The organism is Streptomyces sp. NPDC057280 (assembly GCF_042668605.1).
Lineage (GTDB): Bacteria > Actinomycetota > Actinomycetes > Streptomycetales > Streptomycetaceae > Streptomyces.
Genome location: NZ_JBHUYR010000003.1, coordinates 276,731 through 295,656, shown reverse-complemented (window position 1 = coordinate 295,656; position 18,926 = coordinate 276,731). Strand labels below are relative to the sequence as shown.

16 protein-coding genes are annotated in these 18,926 nt (G+C 69.2%); 6 read left to right on the top strand and 10 right to left on the bottom strand.

Annotated features, from left to right (window positions below; genetic code table 11):
• Window positions 1-4: 4 nt before the first annotated feature.
• From rplC to ACFUO4_RS19800, 6 genes are all read right to left on the bottom strand, one after another.
• Complete coding sequence (rplC, locus tag ACFUO4_RS19825; protein WP_055517290.1) at window positions 5-649, bottom strand: 50S ribosomal protein L3; 645 nt, start codon at window positions 647-649, stop codon at window positions 5-7.
• Between the two features lie 17 nt (window positions 650-666).
• Complete coding sequence (rpsJ, locus tag ACFUO4_RS19820; RefSeq protein WP_003948644.1) at window positions 667-975, bottom strand: 30S ribosomal protein S10; 309 nt, start codon at window positions 973-975, stop codon at window positions 667-669.
• A 373-nt stretch (window positions 976-1,348) separates the two neighbouring features.
• Window positions 1,349-1,990, bottom strand: a complete 642-nt coding sequence (locus ACFUO4_RS19815; protein WP_383486375.1) for a hypothetical protein — start codon at window positions 1,988-1,990, stop codon at window positions 1,349-1,351.
• An 18-nt stretch (window positions 1,991-2,008) separates the two neighbouring features.
• Complete coding sequence (locus ACFUO4_RS19810; protein ID WP_383486373.1) at window positions 2,009-6,544, bottom strand: RHS repeat-associated core domain-containing protein; 4,536 nt, start codon at window positions 6,542-6,544, stop codon at window positions 2,009-2,011.
• Window positions 6,545-6,668: 124 nt separating this feature from the next.
• On the bottom strand, window positions 6,669-7,283 hold the full coding sequence (locus ACFUO4_RS19805; protein ID WP_383486370.1) for a hypothetical protein: 615 nt from the start codon (window positions 7,281-7,283) through the stop codon (window positions 6,669-6,671).
• Between the two features lie 208 nt (window positions 7,284-7,491).
• Window positions 7,492-7,707, bottom strand: coding sequence for a hypothetical protein (locus ACFUO4_RS19800; RefSeq protein WP_383486367.1), 216 nt, complete (start codon window positions 7,705-7,707; stop codon window positions 7,492-7,494).
• Window positions 7,708-7,835: 128 nt separating this feature from the next.
• Between ACFUO4_RS19800 and ACFUO4_RS19795 the strand changes: the two genes are divergently transcribed.
• On the top strand, window positions 7,836-8,222 hold the full coding sequence (locus ACFUO4_RS19795) for a phage holin family protein (protein ID WP_179143337.1): 387 nt from the start codon (window positions 7,836-7,838) through the stop codon (window positions 8,220-8,222).
• A gap of 78 nt (window positions 8,223-8,300) precedes the next feature.
• On the opposite strand, the gene tuf is transcribed toward ACFUO4_RS19795, so the two are convergent.
• The 4 genes from tuf to rpsL all read right to left on the bottom strand — a co-directional run bounded on the left by tuf (window position 8,301) and on the right by rpsL (window position 12,648).
• Window positions 8,301-9,494, bottom strand: a complete 1,194-nt coding sequence (tuf, locus tag ACFUO4_RS19790) for an elongation factor Tu (RefSeq protein WP_079308664.1) — start codon at window positions 9,492-9,494, stop codon at window positions 8,301-8,303.
• Between the two features lie 143 nt (window positions 9,495-9,637).
• On the bottom strand, window positions 9,638-11,764 hold the full coding sequence (gene fusA / locus ACFUO4_RS19785) for an elongation factor G (protein ID WP_079308665.1): 2,127 nt from the start codon (window positions 11,762-11,764) through the stop codon (window positions 9,638-9,640).
• A 39-nt stretch (window positions 11,765-11,803) separates the two neighbouring features.
• Window positions 11,804-12,274 carry a 30S ribosomal protein S7 gene (gene rpsG, locus ACFUO4_RS19780; protein ID WP_009330725.1) on the bottom strand — a complete coding sequence of 157 codons (471 nt, stop codon included), beginning with the start codon at window positions 12,272-12,274 and terminating at the stop codon, window positions 11,804-11,806.
• Between the two features lie 2 nt (window positions 12,275-12,276).
• Entirely contained in the window at window positions 12,277-12,648 is a 372-nt protein-coding gene (gene rpsL, locus ACFUO4_RS19775) for a 30S ribosomal protein S12 (protein ID WP_003948652.1), read from the bottom strand.
• 405 nt (window positions 12,649-13,053) lie between these two features.
• On the opposite strand from rpsL, the gene ACFUO4_RS19770 reads away from it, so the two are divergent.
• The 5 genes from ACFUO4_RS19770 (at window position 13,054) to ACFUO4_RS19750 (ending at window position 18,925) form a co-directional block, all read left to right on the top strand.
• The gene (locus ACFUO4_RS19770) at window positions 13,054-13,761 is read left to right on the top strand and encodes a Crp/Fnr family transcriptional regulator (protein ID WP_383486362.1); all 708 of its coding nucleotides are present in this window, start codon (window positions 13,054-13,056) and stop codon (window positions 13,759-13,761) included.
• Window positions 13,762-13,884: 123 nt separating this feature from the next.
• Entirely contained in the window at window positions 13,885-14,691 is an 807-nt protein-coding gene (locus tag ACFUO4_RS19765; protein ID WP_383486359.1) for a hypothetical protein, read from the top strand.
• Window positions 14,688-16,790 carry a hypothetical protein gene (locus ACFUO4_RS19760; RefSeq protein WP_383486356.1) on the top strand — a complete coding sequence of 701 codons (2,103 nt, stop codon included), beginning with the start codon at window positions 14,688-14,690 and terminating at the stop codon, window positions 16,788-16,790. The genes ACFUO4_RS19765 and ACFUO4_RS19760 overlap by 4 nt, the downstream gene beginning before the upstream one ends.
• A gap of 3 nt (window positions 16,791-16,793) precedes the next feature.
• Entirely contained in the window at window positions 16,794-18,416 is a 1,623-nt protein-coding gene (locus tag ACFUO4_RS19755) for a hypothetical protein (protein WP_383486353.1), read from the top strand.
• On the top strand, window positions 18,413-18,925 hold the full coding sequence (locus ACFUO4_RS19750; protein ID WP_383486350.1) for a Pycsar system effector family protein: 513 nt from the start codon (window positions 18,413-18,415) through the stop codon (window positions 18,923-18,925). The genes ACFUO4_RS19755 and ACFUO4_RS19750 overlap by 4 nt, the downstream gene beginning before the upstream one ends.
• The last annotated feature ends 1 nt before the right edge of the window (window position 18,926 follow it).

Here is an 18,926-nt window from a genome sequence, read left to right as displayed (position 1 = left end):
TACCTCAGGCCCCCTTGGCCGCGGTGCGGACCAGGACGAGGCCGCCGTTCGGACCGGGGACGGCGCCCTTGATGAGCAGCAGACCCTTCTCCGCGTCAACGGCGTGGACGGTCAGGTTCTGGGTGGTGACGCGCTCGTTGCCCATGCGACCTGCCATGCGGAGGCCCTTGAACACGCGACCCGGGGTGGCGCAGCCACCGATCGAGCCCGGCGAGCGGTGCTTGCGCTGGGTGCCGTGTCCGGCGCCGAGGCCCTTGAAGTTGTGACGCTTCATGACACCGGCGAAGCCCTTGCCCTTGCTCTTGCCGGTCACGTCGACCTTCACGCCGGCCTCGAACACCTCAGCGGTGATCTCCTGGCCCAGCGTGTACTCGGAGGCGTCCGCGGTGCGGATCTCGACGAGGTGGCGACGGGGGGTGACGTCGGCCTTGGCGAAGTGGCCCTTGAGGGGCTTGTTCACCTTGCGCGGGTCGATCTCGCCGAAGGCGATCTGGACCGACTCGTAGCCGTCGGCGTCGTTCGTACGGACCTGGGTGACGACGTTCGGGCCGGCCTTGACGACGGTGACCGGAACAACACGGTTGTTCTCGTCCCACACCTGCGTCATGCCGAGCTTCTCGCCCAGGATGCCCTTGATCTGCTTAGCCATTCTCAGCTCACCGACCCTCAGAGCTTGATCTCGATGTCGACACCGGCCGGGAGGTCGAGTCGCATCAGAGAGTCAACGGTCTTGGGGGTGGGGTCGAGAATGTCGATCAGGCGCTTGTGCGTGCGCATCTCGAAGTGCTCGCGCGAGTCCTTGTACTTGTGCGGCGACTTGATGACGCAGTACACGTTCTTCTCAGTGGGCAGCGGCACCGGGCCCGCGACCGACGCACCAGTGCGGGTCACCGTCTCGACGATCTTCTTCGCCGAGGAGTCGATGACCTCGTGGTCGTAGGCCTTGAGCCGGATGCGGATCTTCTGTCCCGCCATGGCTACTCAGTAGTCCTTTGTCTCGTAACGCTCTGGTACCCGGTGTTCCTGACCCTCGCTCCGACCCACGCGGTCGGGCGTGTCGCGCTTTCGCTGACACAGATGTCCCTTGTTCGAACATCCCTTGCCTGAGAAAGAGAATCACCGGGCGCCTGGCCGGTGCCGCACCTTGCTTCCCGAAAGATTCCCGTACGTCCGCCCCAGCGCTGCCGTGGTGGCAGTTAGGGCGACGAGTACTGTGGGACTCGCTTCCGGTCCTCCCGGCGGGAGGCGCGCAGCATCAACACTCGACCGAGCAACTCGGACAGTCTGCCATATGGGGTGGGCGGCTGGCCAATCGAAGCCGAGGATCGTACCCCGGGAGTGACGCAGGTCAAACAAGGGGCGCGATCAGATCCTCCAGCGCATGGGCGTACGCCCTGCGCGCCTCCTTCTCCCCCTGTGGTGCCGGTACGTCGGGGCGCAGCACGTTCGGCAGGAAGGCGACCCGCCACATCCGGAACGTGTCCCCCAGCCCCTGTTCGGCATCGCCTCCCAGCAGCGCACGGGCCCCGCGTACGACGCCGGCGACAAGACCCGACGCTTCTTCCGGACCCGGGCCCCGCAGAACCGCCGTACCCACCAGGGCGTTCATGAGGACGGCCGACTGGAGGTCGCCCCCCATGCGCAGCATGCGCCGCAGCACCACGGGGTCGTCCGTGTCGGGCGGGTAGCCCTCGATGCAGCCGGAGTACATCATCAGGTACTCCGGCGTCACCTCGCGGCCCGTGTTCCATCCGCCCTGCCGCTCGAAGATGGACATGCTGTCAGCGGAGAAGTCGCCGATGACGCGCACCGATTCCAGAATGCCGTCCAGCTCCTCCCGCCGGGCGGCCACGAAGCCCTCGAGGGAGACCTCCCCGAGCGACTGCTCCCCCGACGCGGCGACCGCGGCCAGTTCGAGAATTCCCCACAGCGGCGCGAACACGTCGTACGCGAGTCCCGACTCGGATACCGGCGCAAATCTCTCCGTCATGCCAAGTACCTCACTTTTTCACCACAGGCCGGCAAAGAATTTCCCGGTAGCCTCTCGGGTCGGGAGAATTTCGGTGATTCCATTGTTCAGGATTTCCAACCCTTCGGGAGTGTTCACGAAGAACTCTGGTTGATTGTGGTTCGGGCCGCCCAGCTGGAAGATGGACTCCGCGAATTCCTTCGGCACCTTGACCCGCACCATGTGCCCGTCCCGACCGTACGCCGTCGCGGCCCTGGTGAAGTCGTCCGTCAGGTATACACCGGCGTTCGGGGTGCCCGCCCGTTTCGCCTCCTCGGATATGTTCAGCGCGAACTGCGTCCCCTGCCAGTTGTCCGACCCGTGGTAGAGGATCTGGTAGGGGGAAAGACCGAAGGGATCGATCCGGCGGTACGGATTGGGCACATATCCATAGGGATTCGGTGCCGGTTCCAGTCCGAGCGGATCGACGGAGCAATACCGAGCGGTCTCCGGATCGTAATAGCGGTGGTAATTGTAGTGGAGCCCTGATTCGGGATCGTGGTACTGGCCGGGGAACCGCAGGGGTGTATGCGCCGTGCTGTCGGCCTGCCAGGTGGTGAGGCCCCAGAGGGTTCTGCGGGAGCGCCAGGCGATGTCTCCGCCCACGTCGACGAGTTCCGTGGGCGTACCGACCAGGTCCGTGACGATCGCGAAGAATCGGGAGTCGATCTCCTCCTGGGTGGCCCGGTCGGTAAGACGTTCGGTCTGGGCCACCGGGTACAGGCCGTCGTGGTCCCAGGTGAGGGTCACGGGGTGGGGAAGCGTGGAGGCGGTGGTGGTCTGCTCGGCGAGGTTGAAGCCGTCCCACGTGAAGAGGGTCTCCTCCACCACCGTCGCACCGTCTCCGGCAAGGCGCTGCTTGGCCGTTCGGCGGCCGAAGGGGTCGTAGAGATAGCGCCACACCGTCCCGTCGGGCGTGGTCACCGACGTGAGACGGTCCTCCGCGTCCCAGGTGTACCGCCAGACGTCGGGCGTCCGCGACAGCCGGGTCTTCCGGCGCGTCACGATCCGCCCCGCCGCGTCGTACTCGTAGCGGACAGAACCGGCGTGCACGAGCCGGTTGCCCGCGTAGCCGCGGTCGCCCTGTGTCTCCCGGCCCGGGTGACGGCCGGGCCACACCGCCTGCACCTGGTTGCCCGCCGAGTCGTAGGCGTACGTCTCGGTCCAGTCGCGGGCGCTGACCTCGGTCACCCGGCCGACGGCGTCGAGGGTCATGCCGATCTCGCCCCGCAGCGGATCGTCGATGCCGACGAGTGTGTCGTCCGGCCGGAAGGCGTAGGCGCGACGCTGGACCGTGCCCCGCGCGTCGGTCACCGTCTGGTCCGTGGGGCGGCCCGCGGTGTCCCAGCTCTGGGAAAGGCGGAGAGAACCGTCCACCAGGCGGGAGATCTCACGGCCGCCGGCGTCGTGGCTGAAGTCGAGGACGTGATCGGAGGTGAGCAGGGAGGTGGTGTTGCCCGAGGCGTCGTAGCCGTAGACGGCGCGGGCGCCGACGGGCGTCGTCCGTTCGACGCGCCGCCCCGTGGCGTCGTAGCGGAAGGAGAGCCTGCGGCCGTTCACCGTCTCCGCGACGGTCCTGCCGCTCGCGTCCCGCTCCCAGAGCATCTCGCAGTCGACGCTCGCAGCGCGCAGCCGCCGCCCCACACTGTCGTAGGCGTACGAGGTGACCGCGCCGTCCACGCTCTTGGAGACCAGCCGGCCCATGACGTCGTACCCGTAGGTGACCGACTGCCCCAGCGGGTTGGTGCGGGAAACCGCGCGCCCCGCGGCGTCGCGGCGGTAGGTGACCCTGCGGCCGTCGAAATCGGTCTCCGCGACCAGTCGGCCGACCGGGTCGTAGGTGTACTCCCACGTCAGGCCTTGCGGGGCGGTGACCTTGGTCAGGCGCAGCGAGGGGTCGTACGCGAACTCGTAGCGGGCCCCGTCCGGCTGGGTGCGCGCGATCAGCAGGTCGAAGTGGGTGTATTCGTACGTCGTGACACCGCCCGCCGCGTCCGTGTGCCGGACGCGGTTGCCTTCGCCGTCGTACTCCCACGACTGTTCCGCCCCGTCCGGTCCCTGGACCCGGGCGAGCTGTCCCTCCACGGTCCACCAGCGCCGGGTCCGTGCTCCCAGCGCGTCGACGACCAGGTCGACCCGGCCAAAGGCGTCGCGGTGCGCGGTCCTGCGATGGCCCAGGGGGTCGGTCACCTCGACGGCCAGCCCGGCGGCATCGCAGCACACCAGCGTGGTGGCGCCGAGGGCGTCGATGACGCTCGTCAGCCGGCCGGCCGCGTCGTAGGTGAAGCGGGTCGTGGCGCCGGACGCGTCCGTTTCGGTCGTGCGGTTGCCGCGCTCGTCGTAGCCGAACCACCGGCTCGATCCATCGGGCAGCGTGAGTGCCGTGGGGAGCCCGAGTTCGTTGTACGCGATGCGGGTCACCGTTCCGTCGGGGTGCGCGACGGTGTGGGGGCGACCGGTCACGTCGTTGGTGTAGGCGGTGGTGTGCCCCAGGGCGTCCGTCGAGGACACGACGTGGTGATGGATGTCGTACGTGGTGCGGGTGACGCCACCGCATGCGTCGATCTCGGCGACGACCTGGCACGCCTCGTTGATCACGAATCGGCTGGCGGCGCCTTCGGCGGTGGTGAGGGTGGTGACACGGCAGCCGGGCCAGTCGGAGTCGGTGCCGTCGTAGTCAAGGGTGAGGGCGATGTGACCGGCCTCGCCGCCTTCGGCGATGCAACGGTCCTGCTCGTCGTAGGTGTAGGAGTAGCTGCGACGGTTGGTGTCGGTCCAGGAGGTGACACGCAACCGCCCGTCGTACGTGAACTTCAGCGGCAGTCCGGAGGAGTTGATCACCTCGGTGAGGTTGCCGTCGGTGTAGCCGTAGCGCTTGATGACGACGTCCGAGCCGTCCTCGGCCGCACCGGCAAGGCTCAGCGCGGTGACCCGGCCCTCGTCCGTGACGATCTTGAGGTGGTAGCCCCCGGAGTGCCGGATGCCTGTCGGGGCGCCCTGGTCGTCGTAGTCGAAAGTGATCGTGTGGCCGTTGCGGTCGGATATCCGCTCCAGCAGCGCCAGCCCGCCGGAGGGCGGCATGAAGCGGCGGGTGTGCCCGGTCATCGGGTCACTGACCGTGTAACCACCGCTTGCCGAGCGGGTCAGCGGCCAGCGCGGGCCGGTCTCCGGGAGCACCGGTGAGTCCACCGCGTCCGGGTGCGGATAGGCGAGGAGCAGCCCGTCCTCGGTGACGAACACGACACCTTCGGCATCGACCTCCAGTCTCTGGTCCACCGTGGAAGACCAGGACGGGCCGAACCACCAGCCGGTCGCGTACCCCGACTCCACCCGGCGCACGAAAGCGAGCGGAAGGAGTCCCGGAAGCTCGGTGTCGACCAGCGGCAGGAACATCTTGCCGGTGGCCATGTCGACCGGGTCACTGCCACCGCGGCGAACCACGCCCGCAAGACGGTCGAACGCGCCCTTGGCCCCATTGGCGAGCATGCCCCGAGCGCTCTTGCCCAGCCCGCGGACCGCCAGGCTCATGCCCTTCAGGCCGCCCTTGATGCCCTTCATCGCCGCCAGGCCACCCTTGAGCCCCTTGGCGAGACCGCCGAGGGTCGTAAGCCCCTTCATGCCGGGTATGCAGTCCAGCGCCGCAAGTCCCACATCCCACAGGGAGGCCTGGCCCTTGGAATACTTGTAGAGCGTGTCGGCGAGCACGACGAGCGCCGCGATCAGCACGATCGCACCGAGGATCGGCCCACCGATGATCATCGCGATCACGCCGACGACCGCTACGACGATCTTGCAGACGGCGACGATGCTGTCCCAGTTGTCCGTGAACCAGTCCCCCACCTCCTCCCACCACGACCGGTTCTGAATACCCGCATCAGACGCCTCGTCGATCTTCGACTTCGCGGTGTGCGCGGCCTCCTCACGCATCTTGCGCGCGTCCTCGGCCATCTTCTTCGCCGCCGCCAGCGCACCCTGCGCGCTGTCGACGTCCGACTGGGCGCTGGTCTGCGCGGACTTGGCATGCTGGGCATCACGGGTGGCAGCCCGGACCTTGCCCTCGTCCGGCTTGTCACCACCCGACTTGCTGCCGGTCGGGTCGTCCTTGTACTTGTCGGCTTCCTTGTTCGCCCGCGACACCCATGAATCGGCGGACGCCAGGCGGGAGTTGGCGGAGGAGAGATCGCTCTGCGCCTCACGGCCCTTGGCCAGCGCCCGGTCCGCCAACGCCTGCGCCCGCTCCAGCTTCGGCCAGAAGTCGGCGAGCGCGTCGCCGCACAACTCGTAGGACTTCTTCAGCTTCTTGAGGTTCTTCGGGACGTCCCCGAACTCGTCCTTGAAGACCTCCGCGGACTTGCCGGCCCACTCCAGCAGGGTGTCCTCACCCGCCATGCCGTTGACCAGGCGGAGAGCGTCGGACACGTCATCGGCGAAGTCGTGAAGTGTCTTGGCCAGCAGCTTGATCCGGTCCGGATCACCCGGCGTCGGATCCTTCTCCAGATCCAGGACATGCCAGTCCGTGGGCCGATGCCCCGCCATACCGCAACCCCCGTCACGCGCACATCGTCAACAACCGTATGCACACGCGAACTTACCTGGAACGGCCGTTCGGGGAAAAGGTCAGCCGGTCGCTGGGAATCGGTTCGGCGGGTGCAGGTGGATGTCAGCCATCGGCGAGCAGCGCTTCCAACTCCTCGCTGTACGCCCGAAACCCCGCCTTGCCGTGCTCAGGAGCGTCCGACTGCGGGCGCAGAATGCCTGGTAGATGGGCGACCCGCCACGTCCTGTACACCTGTTCCGGTACGACGCCGCCCGTCGCGTCGGCGAGGTCGCAGGCGATCGTGAGTACGTCGGCGATCGCCGCCGCGCCTTGCCGGGGGTCCGTCCGCGCGGCGACGCCAGCCGTGATCACGGCGTGCAGGAACTCCGTGAGTTGCAGGTCCGCCGCGATGCGGCAGATGCGCCGGATCAGGGACGGTTCGTCGAGTCCTTCGATCGGTTCCGGGACTCCCATGACGCCCGCGGACCACAGCAGCAGATGCGCCGCCTCCACCTTGTAGTCGCGGAACCAGCCGACCTCGTCCGCCATCCGCATGGCCGCGTCATCGAATGCGCACGCCGTGCGGACCCCGTCCATCAGCCGCTCGACGTCAGCGTGCCGCCGCGCCAGGAACTCCCCCACAGAGACATCGGCAAGCACCCATGTGCCGATGGCGTTGACCGCCCCGACCTCGACCACTCCGCCGAGCGGCGCGAAGACCTCCCGCGCGAGCCTCATGCTTGTCAGCGGTTCCAGGGGGCGCCCTGCCTGCCGTAGCTGCTCATGACGCCCTCCAAGCCGGCGAGCGGTCGCACGCCGTGAAATCCCTCGACCACAGCTCGTACGTCGAACAAGCCCCCTCACCCCTTCGGACACAGCACTGTACGACCTCGTACGACCACCCGCACCAGCAGCACATCCAGTGACCGACCCGAACCGCCCCCCGTCAGGGACCCTGGACCCCCGAGACCCCCTCCACCACCTGCGCCACCACGTTCAGCACCCCGTGCCCGAACGCGGTCGGCGCCACCAGCACCCCGAACACCAGCGCAAGCCCCACCGTCACGCCCTGATCGGACCGGCTCCGCGCATGCACCGTCCGCCGCAACCGCAGCACGAGGATGACGGCCAACAGCACCGCCACATCGACCGTCAGCATCATCGGGCGAGTCCCTTCCGTCGGCGCAGTCCGCTGAGCCCCAGCCATGGGCGACACACACCGTAAGCAGCCCGCCTAGCGCCCGACTCGCGTCTTGCCCAAGCCACCGGACCACCCTCATGATCACGCCCATGTACCAACGAAGACGCGCCCTCGGCGCCTACCTCGGCACGGTCCTCGCCGCCGCACTGCTCCCCGGCATACGGCCGATCGGCGACAACGTGTTCTGGGCGGCCCTGCTGCCCGCCCTCGTCTTCCTCGTCGTCAACCAGCTGATCTCCAGCTATCCCAGCGGCATCCGCACCGCGCCCCCGATCGCGCTGCTGATCCTCGGCGCGGTCGGCGTCGTCCAGGACACCCTCATCTGGCTGCTCGTCTCCTGGCTCGGCGCGCAGATGGGTTCCGGCCTCGACGTCGACGGGTTCCTCGCCGCGCTGCTCGGCGGAGTCGTCGTACGGCTGACCGTCCTCGCCGCCATGGCCCTCGGCCCGCAGCCGACACCCGAAGCCGCCGTATGACAACGCGAAAGGGCCCGCACGACCGAAGTCGTACGGGCCCCTCACAGAGACCTACCGGTCAGCCCTGTCGGGCCAAGATCACTTCGTGATCTTGGTGACCTGGCCGGCGCCCACGGTCCGGCCACCCTCACGGATGGCGAACTTCAGGCCCTCTTCCATGGCGACGGGCTGGATGAGCTCCACCTTCATCTCGGTGTTGTCACCCGGCATGACCATCTCGGTGCCCTCGGGGAGGGTCACGACGCCGGTCACGTCCGTCGTACGGAAGTAGAACTGCGGACGGTAGTTGTTGAAGAACGGCGTGTGGCGGCCACCCTCGTCCTTGGACAGGATGTAGGCCTGGGCCTCGAACTCGGTGTGCGGGGTGACCGAACCGGGCTTGATGATGACCTGGCCGCGCTCGACGTCCTCGCGCTTGATGCCACGGAGCAGCAGACCGACGTTCTCACCGGCCTGGCCCTCGTCGAGCAGCTTGCGGAACATCTCGATGCCGGTGACCGTGGTGGTGGTCTTCTCGGTCTTGATGCCGATGATGTCGACGGTCTCGTTGACCTTGAGGACACCACGCTCGATACGACCGGTGACGACGGTGCCACGACCGGTGATCGTGAAGACGTCCTCGATCGGCATCAGGAACGGCTTGTCGACGTCGCGCTCGGGCTCCGGGATCGACTCGTCGACGGCCTTCATCAGGTCGAGGACGGTCTGGCCCCACTCCTTGTCGCCCTCAAGGGCCTTCAGAGCGGAAACCTTGACGACCGGCAGGTCGTCGCCCGGGAACTCGTACTCGGAGAGCAGCTCACGGACCTCGAGCTCGACGAGCTCCAGGATCTCCTCGTCGTCCACCATGTCGGCCTTGTTCAGGGCGACGACGATGTACGGAACGCCGACCTGGCGGGCCAGGAGCACGTGCTCCTTGGTCTGCGGCATCGGGCCGTCGGTGGCGGCGACCACGAGGATGGCGCCGTCCATCTGGGCAGCACCGGTGATCATGTTCTTGATGTAGTCCGCGTGACCGGGGCAGTCGACGTGGGCGTAGTGACGGGTCTCCGTCTGGTACTCGACGTGCGCGATGGAGATGGTGATACCGCGCTGGCGCTCCTCGGGAGCCTTGTCGATCTGGTCGAACGCCGAGGCCTCGTTCAGGTCCGGGAACGCGTCGTGCAGCACCTTGGTAATGGCGGCCGTGAGGGTCGTCTTACCGTGGTCGATGTGACCGATGGTGCCGATGTTGACGTGGGGCTTAGTCCGCTCGAACTTCGCCTTCGCCACTGGGTCCTCCTGTGGAGTGGTTCTGGTACGCCTTACTCATCGGCGCCAGGTGATCTTTGCTGGGATGCCGCCCGCCGGGGTTCTCCCGTGCCGGGCGATCCCCGGCGGTCGGTGTCAAGCCTAAAGCGTGTAACGGGAGTGTGTTACTCGCCCTTGGCCTTCGCGATGATCTCCTCGGCGACGTTCCGCGGAACCTCGGCGTAGGAGTCGAACTGCATGGAGTAGCTCGCACGGCCGGACGTCTTGCTGCGCAGGTCGCCGACGTAACCGAACATCTCCGAGAGGGGCACGAGGCCCTTCACGACGCGGGCACCGGCCCGCTCCTCCATGGCCTGGATCTGGCCACGGCGGGAGTTGATGTCGCCGATGACCTCACCCATGTAGTCCTCGGGCGTGGTGACCTCGACGGCCATCATCGGCTCAAGGAGCACGGGGGACGCCTTGCGCGCGGCCTCCTTGAAGGCCTGCGAACCGGCGATCTTGAACGCGAGCTCGGAGGAGTCGACCTCGTGGTAGGCACCGTCGAGAAGCGTGACGCGGACGCCCGTCATCTCGTACCCGGCGAGGATGCCGAACTGCATGGCCTCCTGCGCACCGGCGTCCACCGAAGGGATGTACTCCTTCGGGATACGGCCACCGGTCACCTTGTTCACGAACTCGTACGAGGCGTCGCCGCCCTCGATCGGCTCGATCGCGATCTGCACCTTGGCGAACTGGCCGGTACCACCAGTCTGCTTCTTGTGCGTGTAGTCGACGCGCTCGACGGCCTTGCGGATCGTCTCGCGGTAGGCGACCTGCGGCTTGCCGACGTTGGCCTCGACCTTGAACTCACGGCGCATACGGTCGACCAGCACCTCGAGGTGCAGCTCGCCCATACCACCGATGATGGTCTGGCCCGTCTCCTCGTCCGAGTGGACCTGGAACGACGGGTCCTCCTCGGCGAGGCGCTGGATCGCGACGCCCAGCTTCTCCTGGTCGCCCTTCGACTTGGGCTCGATGGCGACCTGGATGACCGGCGCCGGGAAGTCCATGGACTCCAGGATCACCGGCTGCTTGTCGTCGGACAGCGTCTCACCGGTGGTGGTCTGCTTCAGGCCCATGACGGCGACGATGTCGCCGGCGCCCACCGACTCGATCTCCTCACGCTTGTTCGCGTGCATGCGGTAGATCTTGCCGATGCGCTCCTTCTTGCCCTTGACGGAGTTCAGCACGGCGGTGCCGGACTCCAGGCGACCGGAGTAGATCCGGACGAAGGTGAGCTTGCCGAGGTGCGGGTCGCTCATGATCTTGAACGCCAGCGCCGACAGCGGCTCGTCGTCGGACGGCTTGCGCTTGATGACGACCTCGGGGTCCTTCACGTCGTGGCCCTCGATGGCCTCGACGTCAAGCGGGGTCGGCAGGTAGCGCACGACCGCGTCGAGCAGGGGCTGGACGCCCTTGTTCTTGAACGCGGTACCGCAGAACACCGGGGTGACCGTGGTGTCCTTGGACTTGCCGGAGGCGATGGTGATACGACGGATCGCGGCGTACAGCTGCTCCACGGAAGGCTCCTCGCCCTCCAGGTACAGCTCCATGATCTCTTCGTCGTTCTCGGCGACGGCCTCGATGAGCTTGCCGCGGTACTCCTCGGCAGCCTCGGTGTGCGTGGCCGGGATGTCGACGACGTCGTACATCTCGCCCTTGGCCGCCTCGGCGGACCAGACCAGGGCCTTCATCGTCACGAGGTCGACGACGCCCTTGAAGTCGGCCTCGGCGCCGATCGGGAGCTGCATGACGAGCGGCTGGGCGCCCAGGCGGTCCGAGATCATGTCCACGCAGCGGTGGAACTCGGCGCCGGTACGGTCCAGCTTGTTGACGAAGCAGATGCGGGGCACGCCGTAACGGTCGGCCTGACGCCACACCGTCTCCGACTGCGGCTCCACACCGGCAACGCCGTCGAACACCGTCACGGCACCGTCGAGGACGCGGAGCGAACGCTCCACCTCGACGGTGAAGTCGACGTGACCCGGCGTGTCGATGATGTTGATGGTGTGGTCGACACCCTCAAGCGGCCAGTGACAGGTGGTGGCAGCAGAGGTGATCGTGATGCCACGCTCCTGCTCCTGCTCCATCCAGTCCATGGTGGCAGCGCCGTCGTGGACCTCACCGATCTTGTACGAAACGCCGGTGTAGAACAGGATCCGCTCGGTGGTGGTCGTCTTGCCCGCGTCGATGTGGGCCATGATCCCGATGTTGCGGACCCTGGCCAGGTCAAGCGAAGTGGTAGCCATAAGGCTTCAGTCTTCTCTCGGTCTCGATGTGGACTGCGACTACCAGCGGTAGTGCGCGAAGGCCTTGTTGGACTCGGCCATCTTGTGCGTGTCCTCGCGCTTCTTGACGGCCGCACCGAGGCCGTTCGAAGCGTCGAGAAGCTCGTTGAGGAGGCGCTCGGTCATGGTCTTCTCGCGACGGGCGCGGGAGTAACCGACCAGCCAGCGCAGCGCCAGGGTGTTGGCACGGCCGGGCTTGACCTCGACCGGCACCTGGTAGGTCGCGCCACCGACACGGCGGGACTTGACCTCAAGCGTCGGCTTGATGTTTTCCAGAGCGCGCTTCAGCGTGATGACCGGGTCGTTGCCCGTCTTGTCACGCAGGCCCTCCATGGCGCCGTAGACGATGCGCTCGGCGGTGGAGCGCTTGCCGTTCAGCAGCACCTTGTTGATGAGCGACGTGACCAGAGGAGAACCGTAGACCGGGTCGATGATGACCGGGCGCTTCGGGGCGGGGCCCTTACGAGGCATTCTTACTTCTCCTTCTTGGCGCCGTAGCGGGAACGGGCCTGCTTGCGGTTCTTGACACCCTGGGTGTCGAGGGAGCCACGGATGATCTTGTAGCGAACACCCGGCAGGTCCTTCACACGGCCGCCGCGCACGAGCACGATGGAGTGCTCCTGCAGGTTGTGTCCCTCACCCGGAATGTAAGCGGTGACCTCGATCCCGCTGGTCAGACGCACACGCGCGACCTTACGCAGGGCCGAGTTCGGCTTCTTCGGGGTGGTCGTGAACACACGCGTGCAGACGCCACGACGCTGAGGGGAACCCTCGAGTGCGGGCGTCTTGTTCTTCTCGACCTTGTCCTGCCGGCCCTTACGGACCAGCTGCTGGATCGTAGGCACTACTTCTCCGGTTTCTGTGTGCCGATGGGTACAGCTAACCTGGAACGTCGCCGACCCACGCGGTCGGGTGTGTCGAATCCGGCAGACTCTCGCCGCGAAGCGAAAAGGGCGCAGATTACGGCGGCCGTGTCACGGCTCGCGATGCGGCTGAAGACACGCACGAGAGCCAGGGCACACCCCAGGCACAAGGTCTGAGCGTACCTACCTCATGGACTTCGGTCAAAACAAATGAGACGGGGTGCGACGCGCCGGAATTATCCCCGTTGCCCGCGGCTCCCGACGATCTTCTTCCTGTCCACATCTGTGAATGTTGGTGAACCCCGTTCAGGGCGCCGACGGGTTCAGTACGTTGATGGGTCGCTGCGCAGAGTGACGAGCGCGGTGTCAGGGAGACGGGGGGCTTTCATGACCGCGGCCGACTTACCGGGGGAGAACGGGCTGGACGACCGGGTGCCCTTCCTGGCCCGGCTGGAGCGGGAGGACCGCGAGGCCCTGCTCGCACTCGGCCGCGAGCTGCGCTTCCGCACCCGTGCCGTCCTGCTCCACCAGCACGAACCCTCGTCGTACGTCCTCTTCGTCACCCACGGCTGGACCAAGGTCACCGCCGCCGCCGTCAACGGCTACGAGGCACTCCTCGCCCTGCGCGGCCCCGGCGACATCGTCGGCGAGTCCGCGGCCCTGACCGGTCGGCCCCGCTCGGCGACGGTGACGGCGCTGGAGCCGGTCCGCGCGGTCGCGGTGGACCGGGACCGGTTCACGGTGTTCCTCGCCGACTCCCCGGCCGTCTCGTACGCCCTGCTCGGCCTCACCTCCGACCGGATGCGCGCCGCCGACCAGCGCCGCATCGAGTTCGCCTCCCTGCACGTACGCGAGCGCCTCGCCGTCCTCCTGCTGGAACTGGCCCACACCAACGCCCGCTACACCGAGACCGGCGTCGAACTCCTCGTCCCGCTCAGCAAGCAGGAGCTGGCCGGTTCGGTGGGCGCCTCCCGCGAGATGGTCCAGCGCCTGCTGAAGGACCTGCGGGACCGGGGTGTGGTGGTCACCGGCCGCCGCACGATGCGGATCGTGCGCATGGACGTGCTGCGCAGGATCGCGCGGGCGGATTCCTGAGGCGTACGGGCTTCCGCGCGACCTCTGTGCACACGGTCACAGTTCCAGTGCGTCATCCGCCCTCTCGCCCACCCCGTCCCGAAGGCCACTCTTCTCGCCGTACGCCCGACCCGAAAGGCCACCATGACCGACCCCGTGAGCCGCACGATCCTGCTGCTGGACATCGAGAAGTTCAGCGACCGGGACGACGTGGAGCAGGCCTACTTACGGCGCATGCTCTACGACGTCACCGACCGCGCCCTGGAGAGCGCCGGCATCGAGGAGACGCTGCGACTGCGCGCCGACCGGGGTGACGCGGTGATGGAGCTGATCGACGCGAACGCGTCCGTGACCGCGCTGCTGCGCGCCCTGCTGAGCGAGGTCCCGGCGCAGCTCCGCTCGGTCAACCGCATGGCGTCGAAGTCGGCGCAGATCCGGCTGCGCGGGGTGGTCGCCGCCGGGTACGTCGCCGTCGACGAGCACGAGGGCTGGGTCGGCTCCGACCTCAACCACGCCTGCCGTCTCCTGGACGCGGCCCTCCTGCGCGCGGCCCTGCGCGAACGCCGGGACGACTTCGCCCTGTGCGTCTCGGACGCCGTGCACACCGGGATCGTCCGCCACGACCACCCCGGCATCCCGGCGGACGCCTTCCACGCCGTGACGGTGGACAGCAAGAACGGCCCGCTGACGGCCTGGCTGCACGGGCCGGTGCCCGCGCGGACCGACGACCACAGTGGAACGGGGGCCGGGGGAGCCCCGGTGCCGGGTGCCTCGGGGGACGGCCCGGCACCGGGGCAGGCCCCGCCCGCGGTGTTCCACTTCACCGGGGGTTCCCCCTCCTTCGGCGGCAGCCTCGTCGCCGGGGACCAGCACGGGGTGTCCGGCGGGCAGGTCACCGGGAACGTGCACCTCGGCGGGGGCGGGAACGGGACCGGGGGTGACGCGGCATGACGGTGCCCACCCCGGAGGAGGCGCCGGAAGCCGATCCGGCACCCGGCGAGCCCGAGGAACGTACGCAGGAGGCGCGGGCCGCGCAGCGCGAGCTGTTCGCGCACACCCCGGGGTTCATCCTCGGCTCAGGGGCCGGCTTCGGCGGCAGCCTGGTCGGCGGCGCGCAGCACGGGGTGTCCGGCGGGCAGGTCACCGGGGACGTGTTCCTCGGCGGCAAGACGGAGATCCACCACCACGGTGACCGTTCGGCCGCGTACCGGACCCCGTCCGGGGAGATACCGCGGGAGCACCTGGAAGCGCTCGCGAAGGTCTTCGTCGACGGCCCCGTCTTCGAGACCGCGCTGCGCCGGCTGCGTGAGGAACGCGTCCTGGTCCTCTCCGGCGCCCACGCCTGCGGCCGGTACGCGGCCGCGCGGATGCTGCTGTTCCGCCTCGGCGTAGCGGCCGTGCACGCCCTCTCCTCGGAGACCACGCCCTCCACCCTGACCGCCCAGCTGGACCGCCCCGGCGGGCACGTCCTGCGAGACCTGCCCCTGACCCGCAACCGGCCACTCCGGGAGAACCACCTCTACGCCGCCGTCGACCGGCTGAAGCAGACCGACGGCTATCTGGTGATCACGGTCGAGCGGTCGCCGTTCCTGCCCGGGGTGCCCCCGCTGGCCTGGGAACCCCCGGACGCGGCGGACGTCGTACGGGCTCATCTGCGTCATCGCGAAGACGCGGGCCGGCTGCTCGGCCTCGCCCCGGTGCGGGAGTTCCTCACCCGCGGGCCGCACCGGCCGGTCGAGGCCGCCGAGTTCGCCGAGGTGCTCGCGGGATACGACGGAAGCGCCGCCGCTCAGGCGCGGCTCGCGGACTTCGGGCAGACCGCGGTGGTGAAACAGTGCCGGGACCGGCTCAGCGACACCGGCACCGATCTGCGGGACAAGGCGTTCCTGATCGCGCTGGCCGTCTTCGACCAGGCCCCGTACGTCCTGGCCGCCGAGCTCGCGGACAAGCTGTTCGTGCACTTCCAGCGGCTCCAGGAGCCGGAACAGCCGCCCGAGATCCCGGTGTTCGGCCCCAGCGCCGAGGAGCGGCTCGAACGGGCCGGCGCCGAGGGCGAGGTACGGGACGAGAGCACCGAGTGGGGTCCGGTGCCGCAGTTCACCGCCTACTTCCCGCGCGAGGACACCCCGCATGTGCTGCTGTCGGAGGTGTGGACGGGGCATCCGTCGGCGCGTCCCGCGCTGGTGACCTGGCTGCGCGAGCTGGCCCGGGACGGCCGCCCGGTGGTCCGCACCCGGGCCGCCGCCGCGGCGGCCGTGCTCGCCCGCGCGGACCTGCCCTCGGCCGTGGCCCTGCTGATCGACGGCTGGGCGGTGTCCCGCGCCTTCGGCCCCCGGGTGACCGCGGCGAACACCCTGGTCCTCGCCCAGCTCCTGAACGCCCCGGTCGTGCTGCGGCTGCTGACCGAGTGGTGCACGGACCACCACTGGGCCCGCCGCTGGACCGCGATCCGCGCCCTGGGCCTGCTCGCCCCGCTCCGCCCCGACCTGGCGGCCCCGGCGCTGAGCGCGCTCGCCGCCCGCGCCCGGGTGGACGACAGCAAGCCGGCCGAGAGCGACAACCTCGTCGAGTCGACGGCCCTGCTGCTGTCGGTGGGCTCCCGCCGCGGCGAGATGCTCTCCGAGCTGGTCCGCCTGCTGCAGCACGACACGCCCTCGGTACGGGCCCTCGCCCTGGCCGGCTTCATACGGGCCTGCGACAACGCCGACGAGGGCGCGCTCGTCGAGTGGTACGCCGACACCGGAATGTACGAGACCGACTCGGCCCGCGATGTCGCCGCCCTGTGGCGCGCCGCTCTCGGCGACCGCGCCCACACCCGGCAGGCCCTGAACGCCCTGCGCACCTGGACGCATGTCGCCCAGCGCCGCCCGGACGCCGCCCACGCCCTGGAGCTGCTGCTGCCCGCCCTGATCGTCACGGCGGCCGACCGCGACCGCCTGGACCACGAACTGCGCACGATGCGAGCGGAGGACGGCGGCCCGCGCCCCCTGGTGGCGGACCGCCTGCTCGCCGCACTGCACCCCTCCACACCAGCTCAGCCTAGGAGTTGACCCATGGCGGACTTCCGCCGACAGCCGGAGTGGCAGCAACAGGCCGACCGGCACAGCACGTTGATCGACCCGGTCCTCACCGTGAAGCCCATCTCACGGTTCGACTGGACCGCGCGCCGCCAGATCACCGCGATCGACCACGCCCTGGTCTTCGCGACGGCGGGCGGGGCGTACGACGTCTACGTCCCGCCGCACCGCCCCAGCCGCACGGACGCCGCGACCCGCCGCTACACCTCGGTCTACGAGGTCGACATGGGCAGCCACCCGGTGCGCCTCGACCTCCAGCTGCCCAGCGACGACGACGCGTTCGCCTTCGGCGCGACGGCCGACCTCACCTGGCGGGTGCACGATCCCGAGGCCTTCGTCCGCAGCGGCGAGCGGGACGTGCCGACCCGTCTGACGCGAGAACTCCAGCAGTTCGCCCGTCCGGTCAGCCGCGGCTTCTCCATCGAGGACAGCGCGACGGCGGAGGCGGCGGTGCAGCAGGCCCTGTCCGTCGGCTCCTTCGCGGCCGGCATCGGCCTGACGGTCACCTGCGTCCTCCGGCTCAGCCTCGACGACGAGGCGATCGCCCACCGGCGCCGGCAGCGGGCGCTGCGCTACGAGACGGACATGCTCGACCCCGAGCACGCGTACCGGATGCGGCTGGCACAGCAGAGCTTCGAGCTGGAGGCGCTGCAGCAGCGTCAGCAGCAGCAACTGGTGGCCGAGAAGATCCACTTCTACCAGTACTGGCTCCAGCACGGCGGGGTCGGCGCCTGGGCCCTCCACCTCGCCGCCCACCCCGAGGACACCCAGCTGGTCATCAACAACATCCACCAGGACCAACTGACCTTCATCAAAACCCAGTTGGAACTGATCGGCGGCGACGACCTGGAGGACTACCAGAAGGCCGAGTCCCTGAAACAGATCCGCCAGGAGGTCGACGACCTCCTCCACCGCAGAACCCAGCCCCCAGCCCCCACACCCGGCGAACTCCCCGCCGCCCCCACTCCCCCACCGGGCCCCGCCTACCCGGGAGACACGGCGACACCGGCAACCCCGACACCGGGAACACCGGGAACACCGGGAACACCGGGAACACCGACACCGGCATACGGCCCGCCACCAGGGATGCCGTATGTGCCGGGAGCACCGACGTACGGGCCGGGACCAGGGCCGACACCGGCAACGCCGACACCGGCATACGGCCCGCCGCCGGGGATGCCGTATGTGCCGGGAACCGCCCCGGCACCGGGAGCGCCGTACCCGCCCGTCCCGAGCCCGCCGCATGTGCCGGGCGCCGGTCCGGCCCCCGCCCCGGGCGCGACGCAGCCGCCCGGGACCGGGCCGATACCCGGAACGACGCCTTACGTGCCCGCCCAGGCCCCGGGGACGGCAGTCCCGCCCTCGCCGTACGCACCCACCGGCCCCGTAGGTAGCGGCGGTCCGGTCCCTGGCGGCGCCCCCACGCCCGGGCCGGCGTCCGCCCCGTACGCATCGCCCGCGCCCGCCGCCGGCCCCGCGCCGCACGTCGCAGGCGGCCCCGTGCCGGTGACGCCCCCCGCGCCGGGGTCGTACCCGCCGCCCCCACCCGGCACCTCCGCCCAGCCGGAGCCGCCCGCCGCCGACGCGGACCCCACATGACGGCGCCGGTCACCGCTCCCCCGGGCCGGCCGGTGGCCGAACGTCTCCTCGGCGAGATGCGCGGGGAGATAGCCCGTGCCGACAGCAAGGCGTCCGTGCTGGTCGCGGCGCTCGGCATGACCGCGGGGGTGTTCAGCGGACTCGTGGCGGGGCGCCAGTGGAGTCCCCAGTCGCTCTCGGTTCCCGGTGCCGTCCTGTGGTGGGCCGGGGTCGCCGCGTTCACCCTGTCGCTGTTCGCCCTGCTGCTCGCCGTACTGCCCCGCTACGGCAACGGCGCATGGGCCCCGGGGCGCCCCCTGTGCTACTTCGGCGACGTCCAACGCGCCGCACGCGAAGGCCGGTTGGCCGAGGCCCTCGCCGACACCGAACGCGACCCGGCCGCCGGCCTCACGGCGTCCCTCACCGAGACCAGCCTCATCGCCGCCCGCAAGCACCAGTGGATCCGCGCCGGCCTGATCGCCTTCTGCGCGGGCGCGCTGCTGCTCCCTGCGGGCCTGCTGACCGGCTGAG